The following is a 13,570-nucleotide window of genomic DNA, read 5'->3' as shown; positions in this document are numbered from 1 at the left end:
CCCTCCTCAAACCTATTTGGCCTTGCCCAGCGGCAGCAGATTGGCGATCTTCTCGCCAAGCCGCATCAAGGCGACCAGCCGCGGCCGCGGCACCTTCAGCATTTGCACGAACCAGTGGTCGGCGAGCTCGGTGAAGGCGAGCATCTCCTTCAGCCGTTTGCTCGCGACCGGATTGATGGTCGGATCGTCGGCGGCATCGGACACGCAGGCCCTGAGCGCTGTGATCGCCGGATCAAGCTCCCGCTCCTTGCGCCGCGCCGCGATCCGGGCAGCGACCTCCCAGATGTCGGTCTCGGCCTCGTAATGGTCACGGCGATCGCCGAGAATCGGGACGCGCCGGATCAGGTTCCAGGCGAGCAGCTCCTTGAGCGAGTTGGAGACGTTGGAGCGGGCCATGCCGAGGGTGTCGGCGATGTCCTCGGCCGTCATCGGCGCCTCGGCCAGATAGAGCAGCCCGTGGATCTGGCTGACCGAGCGATTGACCCCCCACTGGTCCCCCATGTCGCCCCAATGCAGGATGAAGCGCTCGACGGCGGCTGGGAGTTTCTTTCTTCCGATTATTTCTGTCATGACAGAAATATCTGACGAATAGGATCGGCCGTCAAGAGCATCCCCTGGCTTGCGCCCTGCATACGGGCTCGCAATATTGCCTAAAAAGGTTCCAAGCTCGGGGAACAATCCGCCACCTGCGGCGTTTGCCCCCGTTAAGGCAGGGTCCGGGAATGGTCGAGAAGTTCAGTCAGCAGAGAGACTTGTTCGAGAGTGAACGCAGTTTCCGCCTGTTGGTTGAAGGGGTCGCGGACTACGCCCTGTACATGCTGGATCCCACCGGGATCATCACCAGCTGGAACATCGGCGGCGAGCGCATCAAGGGCTATTCGCCCGGGGAGATCCTCGGCCAGCACTTTTCCCGTTTCTACACCGAGACCGACCGCGCCAACGGTAAGCCCGCCCGTGCGCTCGGGATCGCGCGGGACAAGGGCCGTTACGAGGAGGAAGGCTGGCGCGTCCGCAAGGACGGCACCTTCTTCTGGGCGAGCGTCGTGATCGATCCGATCTACGAGGACGGCAAGCTGGTCGGCTTCGCCAAGATCACGCGCGACATCACCGAGCGCCGCAATACCCAGATCAAGCTCGAGGCGATGCAGAAGCAGCTCGCCGAATCCCAGAAATTCGATGCGCTCGGCCAGCTCACCGGCGGGGTCGCCCACGACTTCAACAATCTCCTGATGATCATCAGCGGCAGCCTCCACATGCTGAAACGAGGGGCCGACGACGAAGCCAAGCTTCAGCGTGCGATCTCGGCGATCGAGACGGCCGCCAGGCGAGGCGCGGCGCTGACCAACCAGCTCCTCACCTTCGCACGGCGGCAGAGCGTCAATCCGCAGGCGATCGACTTCGCCGACCGCATCGCGGCGATCCGCGAGGTGCTCGACGCCGGCGTCGGCAGCTCCGTGCGCCTGGCTTTCGACGTCAGCAGCGACGTCTGGCCGATCAGGACCGACGTCTCCGAGCTAGAGACCGCGCTGCTCAACCTCGTCATCAATGCCCGCGACGCGATGCCCGACGGAGGCACGGTGACGATCGCAGCGCGCAATCTCGTGCTCGACGAGGACCCCCTCGTGGGCGAATTCATCGCGATCGACGTCACCGATACCGGCTTCGGCATTCCCTCCGACGTTCTCGACAAGATCTTCGAGCCGTTCTTCACGACCAAGCCGATCGGAAAAGGCACCGGCCTCGGTCTCTCCCAGGTGCACGGCTTCGCCCATCAGGCCGGCGGCACGGTCCGGGTCGCGAGCGCGCTCGGCAAAGGCACGACCTTCACCATCCTCCTGCCGCGCGGCGAAGACGCACCGTCGCGCGATGCGGCGGCAGAACCGGCGTTTCAAGGCAGCGGCACTGTGCTGCTGGTCGAGGACAATCCGGACGTCGCCGCCGTCAGCATCGGTCTTCTGGAGCAGCTCGGCTATCACGTGCGCCGGGTCGCGGACGCCGAAGCCGCCTTGAGCGAGATCGAGAAGAACGGCGTCGACTTCGTGTTCTCGGATATCGTCATGCCCGGCAAGATGGACGGGCTCAGCCTCGCCCATCACCTCCGCCAGATCCGCCCCGGCCTGCCGATCCTGCTCGCCACCGGCTACAGCGAAGTCGCCGCAGGCGTGCGCGGCGACTTCCCGATCCTGCGCAAGCCCTACGAGATCCACGAATTGAGCGAAGCGATCGCCAAGCTGCCGCGGTGATTCTTTAGCTACACCGTCGGCAACACCGAAAACGCCTCGCCTGCCCGGCGCAAGTTCAGCTCATCGACGTCGGCCGTCTCGCTGGTGACGCTGTCGACGCGCGAGGACGGCGGGCCGTGGCGGCACAGCGCAACCATGTCGGCGACGTGCTTTGGCGGCCCTGCGAACAGCGCTTCGACGCTGCCGTCGCGGCGGTTGCGGACCCAGCCCTCGAGACCGCACGTCGTCGCCTGATGCTCGAGCCAGGCCCGATAGCCGACGCCCTGCACGCGCCCGCGGATCATCACCTGGAGGATCGCCCGGCTCATTGTTTCAGTCCGAGGACATCGGCGCTGCGCGCCTTGACGTCGGCCTCGCGCGTGACGCGGCTGGTCAAGTCCGATGATGGCAGGCCCTTGAGATTCTTCGGCGCCGTGCCGTCGCGCAGCGCCTTCTGCGTCTCGTAGACGGCCTGCGTTGCGGCCGCGATCGGCGCATGGCCCTGAAGCGCGATGCGAACGCGCCAGCCAGCGAGATCATCGAGCACGTCCAACTCCTGCGGCGCGCCGCCGAGCACGATCGGCAGGCGCGTGGCGGATGTGATCGCCTCGAGCTCGGCGCGCGACTTGATGCCGGTGAAGAACAGCGCATCGACGCCGGCTGCCTCATAGGCCCTGGCGCGGCGGATCGCATCCTCGATCGAGGTGATCGAGGCCGCACCGGTGCGCCCCATGATGACGAGCGACGGATCGCCGCGGCCGTCGAGTGCCGCCTTCATCTTGCCGACGCCCTCCTCCAGCGAGATCAGCTGCGTCTTCGCTGCGCCGAAGCCAGCCGGCAGCAGCGTGTCCTCGATGGTGAGGCCGGCGGCGCCCGCCGTTTCCAGCTCCTGCACCGTCCGGCGCACGTTGAGCGCGTTGCCATAGCCGTGATCGGCATCGACCAGCACCGGAAGTGCTGCCGCACGCGACATCCGCCGCATCTGCTCGGCAAGCTCGGTGAGCGTGATCAGCGTGATGTCGGGGTCGCCGAGCACCGCGAGCGAAGCCACCGAGCCGCCGAACATGCCGAGCGGGAAACCGAGATCCTCGGCGATGCGGATCGAGATGGCGTCGTAGACCGAGCCGGGATGGACGCAAGTCCCGCCCGACAGGATCGATCGCAGTTTTTCGCGGCGGGAACGAAAGGCCATGGTGATGTCTCGGTTAGTGCGAATTGCGTCCCGCCGTCGTCCTGGCTTTCGCAAGGACGACATTGAGGCCCCTTACGCAAACTCCAAAATCAGCGCATCCACCGCGAGCGTCGAACCGGCGCTGGCGTGGATCTTCTTCACCGTGCCGTCCTGCTCGGCGCGCAGCACGTTCTGCATCTTCATGGCTTCGACCACCGCGAGCGTCTCGCCCGCCTTGACCTCCTGCCCTTCGGTCACCGCGATCGAGACCACGAGGCCGGGCATTGGACAAAGCAGCTTCTTGCCGGTGTCGGCAGCCGTGGTCACCGGCATCAGCCGCGCCGAGGCTGCTTCCGCTTCGGTCCAGACATAGACCGGCACCTCGACACCCTGATGCGCGAGGCGAATGCCGTTCGCGATCGGGCGCACCTGAACCGCCACGATGTGCCCGTCGATGGTGCCCTGCCAGACCGGATCGCCCGGCTTCCACGGCGATTGCAACAGATGCGCATTGCCGGCCTTGCCGTCGGCATCGAGGAAACGCACCGCGACCGCCTCGCCCTCGCGCGCGATCTCCAGCAGGATCTCCTGACGGTCGAGCCAGACCGCACGGCGACGCTCGCGCTGCACGATGCGGCCGCCCATCTGACCCGAGATCTGCCGCTTGCGCTCGCCGAGCACGTGATCGATGGCGGCGCCGACCGCGGCAAGCCGCCGTGCGACCTCGCCTTCCGGCACACGCACGGCAAACCCCTTGGGGAATTCCTCCGCGATGAAGCCCGTGGAGAGCCGGCCTTCGCGCCAGCGCGGATGATGCATCAGCGCCGACAGGAACGGGATGTTGTGACGGATACCGTCCACGTAGAACGAGTCCAGTGCGGTGGCCTGCGCCTCGATCGCGGCCGCGCGCGACGGCGCGTGGGTGACGAGCTTGGCGATCATCGGATCGTAATGGATCGAGATCTCGCCGCCCTCCTGCACGCCGGTGTCGTTGCGCACCGTGATTCCATCCTGGCTCGCTTCCGCCGGCGGACGGTATTTCACCAGGCGACCGATCGAGGGCAGGAAGTTGCGGAACGGGTCCTCGGCATAGAGACGCGATTCCACAGCCCAGCCCGTCAGCGTGACGTCCTTCTGCGTGATCGCGAGCTTCTCGCCGGCGGCGACGCGGAGCATCTGCTCGACGAGGTCGACGCCGGTGACGAGCTCGGTGACGGGGTGCTCGACCTGGAGGCGCGTGTTCATCTCCAGGAAGTAGAAGCTCTTGTCCTGCCCCGCGACGAATTCAACGGTGCCGGCGGAGTCGTAATTCACGGCCTTGGCGAGTGCGACCGCCTGCTCGCCCATCTTGCGGCGGGTGGCTTCGTCGAGCAGCGGCGACGGCGCTTCCTCGATGACCTTCTGGTTGCGGCGCTGGATCGAGCATTCGCGCTCGCCGAGATAGATCACGTTGCCGTGCTTGTCGCCCAGCAGCTGGATCTCGATGTGGCGGGGGTCGACGATGAACTTCTCGATGAAGACGCGGTCGTCGCCGAACGAGGCCTTGGCCTCGGCCTTGGCGAGGTTGAATCCCTCTGCGACCTCGGAGGTCGAATGCGCGATGCGCATGCCCTTGCCGCCGCCGCCGGCGGAGGCCTTGATCATCACGGGATAGCCGATCTCGTCGGCGATCTTGACCGCGTGCGTGGCGTCCTCGATGACGCCGAGATAGCCGGGCACGGTCGAGACTTTCGCCTTCGCCGCAGCCCTCTTGGATTCGATCTTGTCGCCCATCGCCGCAATCGCGCCCGGGTTGGGGCCGATGAAGACGATGCCCGCCGCCTCCAGCGCGCGCGGGAACGCCTCGCGCTCGGACAGGAAGCCGTAACCGGGATGCACGGCTTCGGCGCCGGTCTTGCGGCAGGCCTCCACGATCTTCTCGATCACCAGATAGCTCTCGGCCGCAGCCGGCGGGCCGATCAGCACGGCCTCGTCGGCCATCTCGACATGGAGCGCGTCGCGGTCGACCTCGGAATAGACCGCGACCGTTTGAACTCCCATGCGGCGAGCGGTCTTGATGACCCGGCAGGCGATTTCGCCGCGATTGGCGATCAGAATGCGTTTGAACATGCTTTTCTTGAGTCTCGACCTTGGGCGGGACCCTTCCCTGGCCGTTGGAGCCTATGGGACGGGCCGTGTGGCTCCCGTGGTACATCAAAATAGGCCGGAGGCAACGGGCAAAATCCGGCCGCTCTGGCGTACCAGCGCAAGACCGAAGCAAGACTGAAACGGGCCTGGCAGGCCCCGGACGGCCTACGGCTTCCCGGCCTTGCCCACGTCCCGGACCAGGCCATGAATGAAGCCGAGCTTCTCGACGACGACCGGCGAGAGGATGAACGGATAGAGGTCGCGCATGCCCATGGCGCGGTTGACGCTGTTCATGGCGAAGGTGAAGGGCAGCCATGCGTTGACGATCGCCTCGACGTCCCTCGCTTCGTAAGGGTTGAAGCGGATGCGCGTCGTCAACTCCCCGTCGCGGTCCACCTTGGGCCGTACCTCCATTCCGAACTCGCTAGCCATCTCCAGGGTATCGACGATGTGGAGATAGTGCGCCCAGGTCTCAGCGAAATCCTCCCAGGGGTGCGTGGTCGCGTAGGCCGAAACGTAGTTCTGCTGCCAGTCCGGCGGGGCGCCCTCGGCATAGTGGCGCTGCAAGGCCTGGCCGTAATCGGCGGAATCGTCGCCGAACACGGCGCGGCATTCGTCCAGCTTGCCGCCGTCGCGGACCAGCACGTCCCAGAAATAGTGCCCGACCTCGTGGCGGAAATGCCCGAGCAGCGTCCGGTAGGGTTCGCCCATCTCCAGCCTGCGCCGCTCGCGCTCGATGTCGTCGGCCTCGGTCAGCGCGATCGTGATCAGGCCGTTGTCGTGACCGGTCAGGACCTTCTGCCCGCTCTGCGGATCGTCGGCGAGGAAATTGAAGATCAGGCCATGTTCGGGATTGTCCTGCCGGGTCTGGAGCGGCAGCTTCCAGCGGATCAGGGAATAGAACAGCCGGTGCTTCGCCATCTCCAGCTCGCGCCAGCCGGCGAGTTGCGCCTGATCCGACAGGTCCGGCACGACGCCGTTATGGCGGCAGGCGCGGCAATAGCCGGTGGTATCACCTGCATCCGTCAGCCAGTTACAGGAATCATATTCGGCATTGCGGCACGGCAGGCGTCCTCTACCCTTGTCGGCGAGCGTGGCCCAGGCCTCGCCGTCGGGCTCGATCGCCGACATCGTCTCCTTCTCCGGCAGGAACGCGACGCGATGGCCGCAGCGTTCGCAGGCGCGGTTCTCGAAATAGAGGACGTTGCCGCAGGCCTGGCAGACAAAAAGCTTCAAGATTTAGCCTCTTCGGAAAGCGAGTGTTTTGTAATGAAAGTTGCGGCCGCTCGGAGATACGCGCGCGGAGGGCTCATCGTTCCAAGGTTCGGAACAAATAGCCAGATCTGGCGTTCGTTCATACCCAGCACGCTGCATTCGGCGGCGCCTTTCTTTCCATATTTCTTTTGAGCAATGGCCATCACGCGTCGTCTGTGTGAATATCGGTCGGCCACGTGCGCTCCCGCATCACAACGGCCATCGCCTTGAACGATCCTTCGCCCGAGACCATCGCCGCCGAAAGGCTGCGCCAGCACCTGGAAGATGTCGCGCGCGAGCGCGACAGCGCCTATCGCGCGCTCCAGGAACGCGAAGCCGAGCTTGCGCGCATCCAGCGCATCGGCAAGGTCGGCGGTCTCGAAGTCGACTTCCGCGAAGGCTTCAAGAACCGCCGTTCGCCTGAATATCTGATGCTCCACGGCCTGCCGCCGGAAGCGGCCGACGAGTCGCACGAAGACTGGATCAATCGCATTCATCCCGACGACCGCGACGCCACGGTGAAGCACTTCATCGATTCGCTGTCCGGCACCAGCGAGGACTACACCGCCGAATACCGCATCATCCGCCCCAGCGACGGCGAGACCCGCTGGATCCGCGTCGTGGCCAAGATCGAGCGCGACGGTGGCGGCCGCGCCGTCCGCCTCGTCGGCGCCCATATCGACGTCACCGACCAGATGCTGGTGCGCGAGACCCTGCGCGAGAGCGAGGAGCGCTTCCGGCTGATCGCCGACAGCGCGCCGGTGCCGATCTGGGTCACCAAACTGGACCGCACACGATCCTTCGCCAATCAAGCCTATGTCGATTTCGTCGGCCTGCCCTACGACCAGGCCATCTCCTTCGACTGGCGCAAGGTGCTGCATCCGGACGATCTGCCGCATGTGCTGCAGCAGTCCGTCCAGGGTGAAGCATCGCTCAAACCGTTCGTGCTGGAAGCCCGCTACAAGAACGCCGCCGGCGAATGGCGCTGGCTGCGTTCGGAATCGCAGCCGCGCTGGGACCCGACCGGCAGGCATATCGGCTTCATCGGCGTTGCCCATGACATCACGGTGGCCAAGCAGGCCGAGATCGAGCTCCGGCAGCTCAACGAGACGCTGGAAGAACGTATCGTCGAGCGCACTGCCGAGCTCGAATCCAACGAGGCGCGGCTGCGCGCGATCCTGGAGACCAGCAACCAGTACCAGGGCCTCGTCAATCTCAGGGGCGAGCTGCTTTACGCCAACACGACCGTGCTCGACGCCATCAAGGCGAGCCCTGCGGACGTGATCGGAAAGCCGTTATGGCAGACGCCCTGGTTCAGCACGACAGACGGCATGAGCGCGCGGGTGCGCGAGGCCTTCGACACCGTGCTCAAGGGCGAAGCCGTGCGGCTGGAGATGCGGCTGCGCCTTCCCATCGGCGAGCGCGATTTCGAGTTCGGCATGCGCCCGGTGCTCGACCGCCACGGCAACATCACCGGCGCGGTACCCGAGGCGGTGGACATCACCGAGCGCCGCCGCGGCGAGGAAGCGCTGCGGCAATCGCAGAAGATGGAGGCGATCGGCCAGCTCACCGGCGGCGTCGCGCACGATTTCAACAATCTGCTCACCATCATCCGCTCGGCAACCGATTTCCTGCGCCGCCGCGAGCTGCCGGAGGAGCGCCGCCGCCGCTATGTCGATGCCATCTCCGACACCGTCGAGCGGGCCTCCAAGCTGACCGCCCAGCTGCTGGCGTTTGCACGCCGGCAGCCGCTGAAACCGCAGATCTTCAACGTCGGCAGCCAGGTCGAAGGCGTCGCGCAGCTGGTCCGGCCGCTGGTCGGTGGCCGCATCGAAATCGCGGTGGAGGTTCACGATGGCGACTGCTTCACGATCGCCGATGTCGCGCAATTCGAGACCGCGCTGATCAACCTCGCCGTCAACGCCCGCGACGCCATGGACGGCGAAGGCCGCCTCACGATAGCCGTCCGGAAAGTTCAGGGCATCCCTAACCTGCGGGCGCAGTCGGCGCGCGGCGGCGACTATGTCGCGATCTCGGTCGCCGACACCGGCAGCGGTATCGCGCCCGACAACATCGAGGCCATCTTCGAGCCGTTCTTCACCACCAAGGAGGTCGGCAAGGGTACCGGCCTCGGGCTGAGCCAGGCCTTCGGCTTCGCAAAGCAGTCCGAGGGCGACATCGCCGTGACGAGCACGCATGGTGAAGGCGCGACTTTCACCATTTATCTGCCGCGGGCGCATAGCCCCGCGACGGATCAGGAAGCCGCGGCGCTGACCTATGAGGCCGTCGCCACCGGGCGCGGCTATCGCGTGCTCGTGGTGGAAGACGACGACGAGGTCGGCCGCTTCTCCACTGAGCTGCTGGAAGACCTCGGCTATGTCGTCCGCCGCGTCGCCAACGCCAATGCGGCGCTCGCCATCCTCGGCGAGAACGAGTTCGCCGTCGACCTCGTCTTCTCCGACGTCATCATGCCCGGCATGAACGGCGTCGAGCTCGCCGGCATCATCCGCGAACGCTATCCGGGCCTGCCCGTCGTACTCACCTCTGGTTACAGCAACGTCCTCGCCGAGAACGCCGATCGCGGTTTCGAACTGATCCAGAAGCCGTATTCGGTGGAATTGCTCTCGCGCATCTTGCGCAAGGCGATCACGGCAAAGCCGTCGATCACGCGGTGAGTGTTGTGATTGCACGAAGCTGACAAAAACTCCGTCATTGCGAGCGCAGCGAAGCAATCCAGAATCTTCCCGCAGGAACAGTCTGGATTGCTTCGTCGCTGCGCTCCTCGCAATGACGGCGCGTGCCGTTCCAACCTAACATACTTTTGAACAAAATTGAGGACTGAAGCTCAGGCCGCGACGCGGCAAATCACAGGTGGCGGTCCGCGGCCCGCAGGGGAGACACCGCCGGCGGCTTCCGCTATGGCTGCCGAATGAGCCTTCCCACTTCGAGTACCGAACGTGCCGTCTGACGCCATCCTGGCCTGGAGCATCATCGTCGCTGCGACCGCAGGCGTCATCGTCCGGCCCTTTCGCCTGCCGGAGGCGATCTGGGCCGCCATCGGCGCCAGTGCGCTCGTGCTGTTCGGCTTGCTGCCGTGGCGGGATGCGTTGACAGGCATCGGGAAGGGTGTCGATGTCTATCTCTTCCTGATCGGCATGATGCTGATCGCCGAGCTGGCGCGGCTCGAAGGCCTGTTCGACTATCTCGCGGCGCTCGCCGTGGAATATGCCGGCGGCTCGCCGCAGCGACTGTTCTTGCTGATCTACATCGTCGGCACGTTCGTCACCGTCCTGCTCTCGAACGATGCCACCGCGATCGTGCTGACGCCCGCCGTCTATGCCGCGACGCGCGCAGCCGGCGCCAAGCCGCTGCCTTATCTCTTCGTCTGCGCCTTCATCGCCAACGCCGCAAGTTTCGTGCTGCCGATCTCCAACCCGGCCAATCTGGTCGTGTTCGGGGCCCACATGCCTGAGCTCACCGAATGGCTGCGCCTGTTCGCCCTGCCCTCGGCGGCCTCGATCCTGCTGACCTATGTCGTGCTGCGCCTGACCCAGCACCGCGCCCTGAAGGAAGAAACCATCGCGCGCAGCGTGCCGCATCCGAAGCTCGGCCGCGGTGGCAAGCTGACCGCCATCGGCATCGTGGCGATCGGAATCGTGCTGGTCACGGCCTCCGCGCTGGGCCAGCAATTGGGCCTGCCGACCTTCGTCTGCGGCGTGGTGACAGCGGCAATCGTGCTGCTGCTCAGCCGGCAATCGCCGCTCCCCGTGCTGCGCGGCGTCTCCTGGAGTGTGCTGCCGCTGGTCGGCGGCCTGTTCGTGATGGTGGAAGCGCTGATCAAGACCGGCGTGATCGGACGGCTCAGCGCGCTGCTGCATGAAGCCGTCGGGCAATCCGTTACGAAGGCGGCCTGGAGCGTCGGCATCGCCACCGCGATCGCCGACAACATCGCCAACAATCTTCCCATCGGCCTCGTTGCTGGCTCGGTCGCCGCCAGCGATCATTTGCCCGCGCCGGTCGTGAGCGCCATCCTGATCGGCGTCGATCTCGGGCCCAACCTGTCGGTGACCGGTTCGCTCGCCACGATCCTGTGGCTGGTGGCGTTGCGGCGGGAGAAGATCGAAGTCGGCGCTTGGCCGTTCCTGAAGCTCGGACTGCTGGTGACGCCGCCCGCCTTGATCGCAGCGCTTGCGGCCGCGATCCGTTAGCGCGGCCGATTAAGTCCAGTTGTTTGCGGTGCATCAATGCCGACGGTCTGACCGCGGCTAGAGTTCACCTGTCGCGTGATCGAGACATGCCGCGACAAGGAAGGTTCATCATGCAGATTCAATCGAAGGCGCTACCGCAGAGCTTTTCCCTGCGGCGCGAAATCCAGAGCTACATCGCTGGCGGCCGGGGCGAGACGTCCCATCCCCTGCTCGTCCTCTCGGTCGTGGCGCTGCTGACTCTGTTCGCCATCGTGGAAATCGACCTGCACTCCGCCCAGCTTCAGGCCATCGGCCTGCTCAGCCATGGGATCGGGATCGATCCCGTCTTCCTGAGCCCGTAGCAGGACAAAGCCCGATCGCGGCCGTCGCGGCCGCGACCGGGTCACGCATCGTCAATCGTTCTCGTAGCCGTAGACTTCCGGCAGGATGAAGATTGCGGCAAGCAATCCGATCAGCGGGAAGATCGCGACCATCAGCGTGGCGTTCGCCTGCCCGATCGCAGCGAACACCGTCGGGAACAGGAAGATCGCGAGGAACGACGGCAGCTTCACGAACATGTAGGCGAAGCCGCTGGCGGTGCCGCGATATTTCGGCTTGGCGACCATGGTCGGGATCGTCATGCAGTTCGACGCATCCCAATAATGGCCCCACAGCATCGCGGCAGCCGCGAACGGCAGCAGGATCTTGTTGTCGGTGTAGAGAGCGAAGGCCGCGACCAGCAGCGAGGCCAGCACGATCGAGAAGCCCGCGATCGAGATGCCGCGATGGCCGATCTTCGGCGTCAGCAGCGGACCGACCCAGCCCGACAAGGCGGCGAAGGAGAACAGCGCCATCGTCACCAGATTTATGCCGAGCACGCTCGACACGCCGACCATCACAAAGAGCACCGGCAGGTAGAACGCGAAGGTCGAGAACTCGCTGGCTTGCGCGAAGCAGGCGATCCAGCCGTAGATCGTGGCGCGCCAGCGGATCGGATCCTTCTTGAGGTCGGCGAGGAACGCGCGGGTGGAGACCTTCGGCACTTCGACGTCATGGTCCGGCAGCATGGCGAGATCGTCGTTGAACATCTCACGCGCGACCTGCTTGGCCTCGCGGTAGCGTCCCTTCTGCACCAGCCACACCGCCGTCTCAGGCACGTCGTGGCGCATCACCAGGATGATCAGCGCCGGCAGCGCGCCGAGGCCGAGCGTCACCCGCCACAGCATCTCGTGCTGCATGTCGATCAGCAGGAAGATCACGATGACGCCGATGGTGAGGACCTCACCGACCGCGAACATGAACTGCCAGCGGTTGCCCATGACCTCGCGCTCGCCCTTGGCCATGGATTCCATGATGTAGGTGTAGCCGGTCGAGATGTCCGAACCGAGCGGTATGCCGAGCAGGAAGCGGATCACGACGAGCCAGCCGACGCTGGGTACGAAGGCCTGCGCCAGCGCCAGCACGATGAACAGCACCATCGTCACCAGAAACATGACGCGGCGGCCGATCTTGTCGGAAAGCCAGCCGCCGAGCAGTGCGCCGATCATGGCGCCGCCTTGCGTACCGGCCGCGGCCAGGCCCAGCATCAGCGGATCGGGATTGAACTGCTCCTTGATGAAGATCAGCACGAAGGCGATCGAATAGAGATCCCAGGCTTCGACCAGGATCGAGGCCATCATCAGCCAGCCGACCTTGTTGCCCTTGGGACTGTAGTTCGTGATGAGGTAGCGGACCGCGGCTTCGCTCGCGGTCGGTTGTGGCATCGCCATCGTCGACATCTTTGGTCCTCTCTTAAACTCTCTTACGTGCCAAGTAGCGGCTCGATGCTGCAATCGAGCAGGCGCGGGTCGATCCCGACCTCCATGCCGGTGAACATCTCGCCCATGTAGTCGATCAGTGCATCGCTCGCCTTCACCGCGTCCTCGACACGACGATTGGCAACCGCATTAAGAATAGCCAGATGATGATCGATTGTTCCTGACAGCTCGGCCTGTCCCGGCATGAAACGGTGGTGGATGTAGCCGATACGCCGGTACAGCGTGTGCAACGGCCGCAGCGTGTGCACCAGAAACGGTTCGCCTGCCGCCTCCAGCACCAGCGCGTCGATGCGGCGGTCGATATGATTGAACTCGTCGAGGGTCAGATTGGCGCGGCGCTCGCGCAGAAGGCGCTCGATATGCAGCGCCTGATTGCGGTGCGAGAGACTGGCGCGATCGGCCGCGAGCCGGATCACGAAGCGCTCCATGTCGCGGCGCAAGGCCAGCAGCATGCGCTCGCGTGCCAGATCGATCGGCGCAATGCGCAGACCGTGGCGCGGACGGATGATGATCAATGTATCGGCGGAGAGACGATTGACGGCGTGATGAACCGGCGTGCGGCCGAAGCCGGTGATGTGCTGCAATTCCAGCATCGTCATGAACTGGCCGGGCTTGAGCTCGCAATGGACGAGCAGCTCTTCGATCCTCTGATAGGCGAGCTCGAAAAAGTTGAGACGGTTGCGCCGGGAGGGCTTGCCCTCGGCGTCGTCGTTCCTCACCACTTCGAGCGCGCGCTTGCGTGTTGCCATGTCGTCTCTCCCTCAGCCCGCGCCGTCGTTGCAGGGCGGCGCC

12 protein-coding genes are annotated in these 13,570 nt (G+C 65.1%); 4 read left to right on the top strand and 8 right to left on the bottom strand.

Annotated features, from left to right (window positions below; translation table 11 throughout):
• Nucleotides 1-12: 12 nt before the first annotated feature.
• Complete coding sequence (locus tag ABIC03_RS14380) at nucleotides 13-570, bottom strand: GbsR/MarR family transcriptional regulator (RefSeq protein ID WP_354058793.1); 558 nt, start codon at nucleotides 568-570, stop codon at nucleotides 13-15.
• Between the two features lie 152 nt (nucleotides 571-722).
• Here ABIC03_RS14380 and ABIC03_RS14375 point away from each other — a divergent pair, with 152 nt between their 5' ends.
• The gene (locus tag ABIC03_RS14375) at nucleotides 723-2,243 is read left to right on the top strand and encodes a PAS domain-containing hybrid sensor histidine kinase/response regulator family protein (protein WP_354058792.1); all 1,521 of its coding nucleotides are present in this window, start codon (nucleotides 723-725) and stop codon (nucleotides 2,241-2,243) included.
• A gap of 8 nt (nucleotides 2,244-2,251) precedes the next feature.
• Here the strand turns inward: ABIC03_RS14375 and ABIC03_RS14370 are convergent, their stop codons facing one another.
• From ABIC03_RS14370 to ABIC03_RS14350, 5 genes are all read right to left on the bottom strand, one after another.
• Nucleotides 2,252-2,551 carry an acylphosphatase gene (locus tag ABIC03_RS14370; protein ID WP_027518495.1) on the bottom strand — a complete coding sequence of 100 codons (300 nt, stop codon included), beginning with the start codon at nucleotides 2,549-2,551 and terminating at the stop codon, nucleotides 2,252-2,254.
• On the bottom strand, nucleotides 2,548-3,414 hold the full coding sequence (locus ABIC03_RS14365; protein ID WP_354058791.1) for an isocitrate lyase/PEP mutase family protein: 867 nt from the start codon (nucleotides 3,412-3,414) through the stop codon (nucleotides 2,548-2,550). The genes ABIC03_RS14370 and ABIC03_RS14365 overlap by 4 nt, the downstream gene beginning before the upstream one ends.
• A gap of 72 nt (nucleotides 3,415-3,486) precedes the next feature.
• Nucleotides 3,487-5,502 carry an acetyl-CoA carboxylase biotin carboxylase subunit gene (locus ABIC03_RS14360; RefSeq protein ID WP_354058790.1) on the bottom strand — a complete coding sequence of 672 codons (2,016 nt, stop codon included), beginning with the start codon at nucleotides 5,500-5,502 and terminating at the stop codon, nucleotides 3,487-3,489.
• Nucleotides 5,503-5,685: 183 nt separating this feature from the next.
• Nucleotides 5,686-6,756, bottom strand: a complete 1,071-nt coding sequence (locus ABIC03_RS14355) for a zinc-binding metallopeptidase family protein (RefSeq protein WP_354058789.1) — start codon at nucleotides 6,754-6,756, stop codon at nucleotides 5,686-5,688.
• Nucleotides 6,753-6,971, bottom strand: a complete 219-nt coding sequence (locus ABIC03_RS14350) for a hypothetical protein (protein WP_354058788.1) — start codon at nucleotides 6,969-6,971, stop codon at nucleotides 6,753-6,755. Before ABIC03_RS14350 ends, ABIC03_RS14355 begins: the two co-directional genes overlap by 4 nt.
• Between ABIC03_RS14350 and ABIC03_RS14345 the strand changes: the two genes are divergently transcribed.
• The 3 genes from ABIC03_RS14345 (at nucleotide 6,972) to ABIC03_RS14335 (ending at nucleotide 11,323) form a co-directional block, all read left to right on the top strand.
• Nucleotides 6,972-9,449 carry a PAS domain S-box protein gene (locus ABIC03_RS14345; protein ID WP_354058787.1) on the top strand — a complete coding sequence of 826 codons (2,478 nt, stop codon included), beginning with the start codon at nucleotides 6,972-6,974 and terminating at the stop codon, nucleotides 9,447-9,449.
• Between the two features lie 282 nt (nucleotides 9,450-9,731).
• Nucleotides 9,732-10,982, top strand: coding sequence for an arsenic transporter (locus ABIC03_RS14340; protein WP_354058786.1), 1,251 nt, complete (start codon nucleotides 9,732-9,734; stop codon nucleotides 10,980-10,982).
• Between the two features lie 110 nt (nucleotides 10,983-11,092).
• Nucleotides 11,093-11,323 (top strand): hypothetical protein, encoded by a 231-nt coding sequence (locus ABIC03_RS14335; protein WP_354058785.1) that lies wholly within the window; start codon nucleotides 11,093-11,095, stop codon nucleotides 11,321-11,323.
• Between the two features lie 51 nt (nucleotides 11,324-11,374).
• On the opposite strand, the gene ABIC03_RS14330 is transcribed toward ABIC03_RS14335, so the two are convergent.
• Together ABIC03_RS14330 and ABIC03_RS14325 are read right to left on the bottom strand one after the other, a co-directional pair.
• A complete protein-coding gene (locus tag ABIC03_RS14330; RefSeq protein ID WP_342761015.1) occupies nucleotides 11,375-12,739 on the bottom strand; it encodes an MFS transporter in 1,365 nt (454 codons plus the stop codon).
• A 23-nt stretch (nucleotides 12,740-12,762) separates the two neighbouring features.
• Nucleotides 12,763-13,527 (bottom strand): GntR family transcriptional regulator, encoded by a 765-nt coding sequence (locus ABIC03_RS14325; RefSeq protein ID WP_275168016.1) that lies wholly within the window; start codon nucleotides 13,525-13,527, stop codon nucleotides 12,763-12,765.
• Nucleotides 13,528-13,570 lie beyond the last annotated feature (43 nt).

This window comes from Bradyrhizobium sp. RT6a (assembly GCF_040547675.1).
In the GTDB taxonomy this organism is placed as follows: Bacteria; Pseudomonadota; Alphaproteobacteria; order Rhizobiales; family Xanthobacteraceae; genus Bradyrhizobium.
Note: the sequence above shows the minus strand (reverse complement) of the source record. Positions and strands in the feature narration are given on the sequence as shown.

Coding starts and splice junctions, on each gene's coding strand:
- ABIC03_RS14380 (WP_354058793.1), bottom strand. CDS start 570: ATGACAGAAATAATCGGAAGAAAGAAACTCCCAGCCGCCGTCGAGCGC.
- ABIC03_RS14375 (WP_354058792.1), top strand. CDS start 723: ATGGTCGAGAAGTTCAGTCAGCAGAGAGACTTGTTCGAGAGTGAACGC.
- ABIC03_RS14370 (WP_027518495.1), bottom strand. CDS start 2,551: ATGAGCCGGGCGATCCTCCAGGTGATGATCCGCGGGCGCGTGCAGGGC.
- ABIC03_RS14365 (WP_354058791.1), bottom strand. CDS start 3,414: ATGGCCTTTCGTTCCCGCCGCGAAAAACTGCGATCGATCCTGTCGGGC.
- ABIC03_RS14360 (WP_354058790.1), bottom strand. CDS start 5,502: ATGTTCAAACGCATTCTGATCGCCAATCGCGGCGAAATCGCCTGCCGG.
- ABIC03_RS14335 (WP_354058785.1), top strand. CDS start 11,093: ATGCAGATTCAATCGAAGGCGCTACCGCAGAGCTTTTCCCTGCGGCGC.
- ABIC03_RS14330 (WP_342761015.1), bottom strand. CDS start 12,739: ATGTCGACGATGGCGATGCCACAACCGACCGCGAGCGAAGCCGCGGTC.
- ABIC03_RS14325 (WP_275168016.1), bottom strand. CDS start 13,527: ATGGCAACACGCAAGCGCGCGCTCGAAGTGGTGAGGAACGACGACGCC.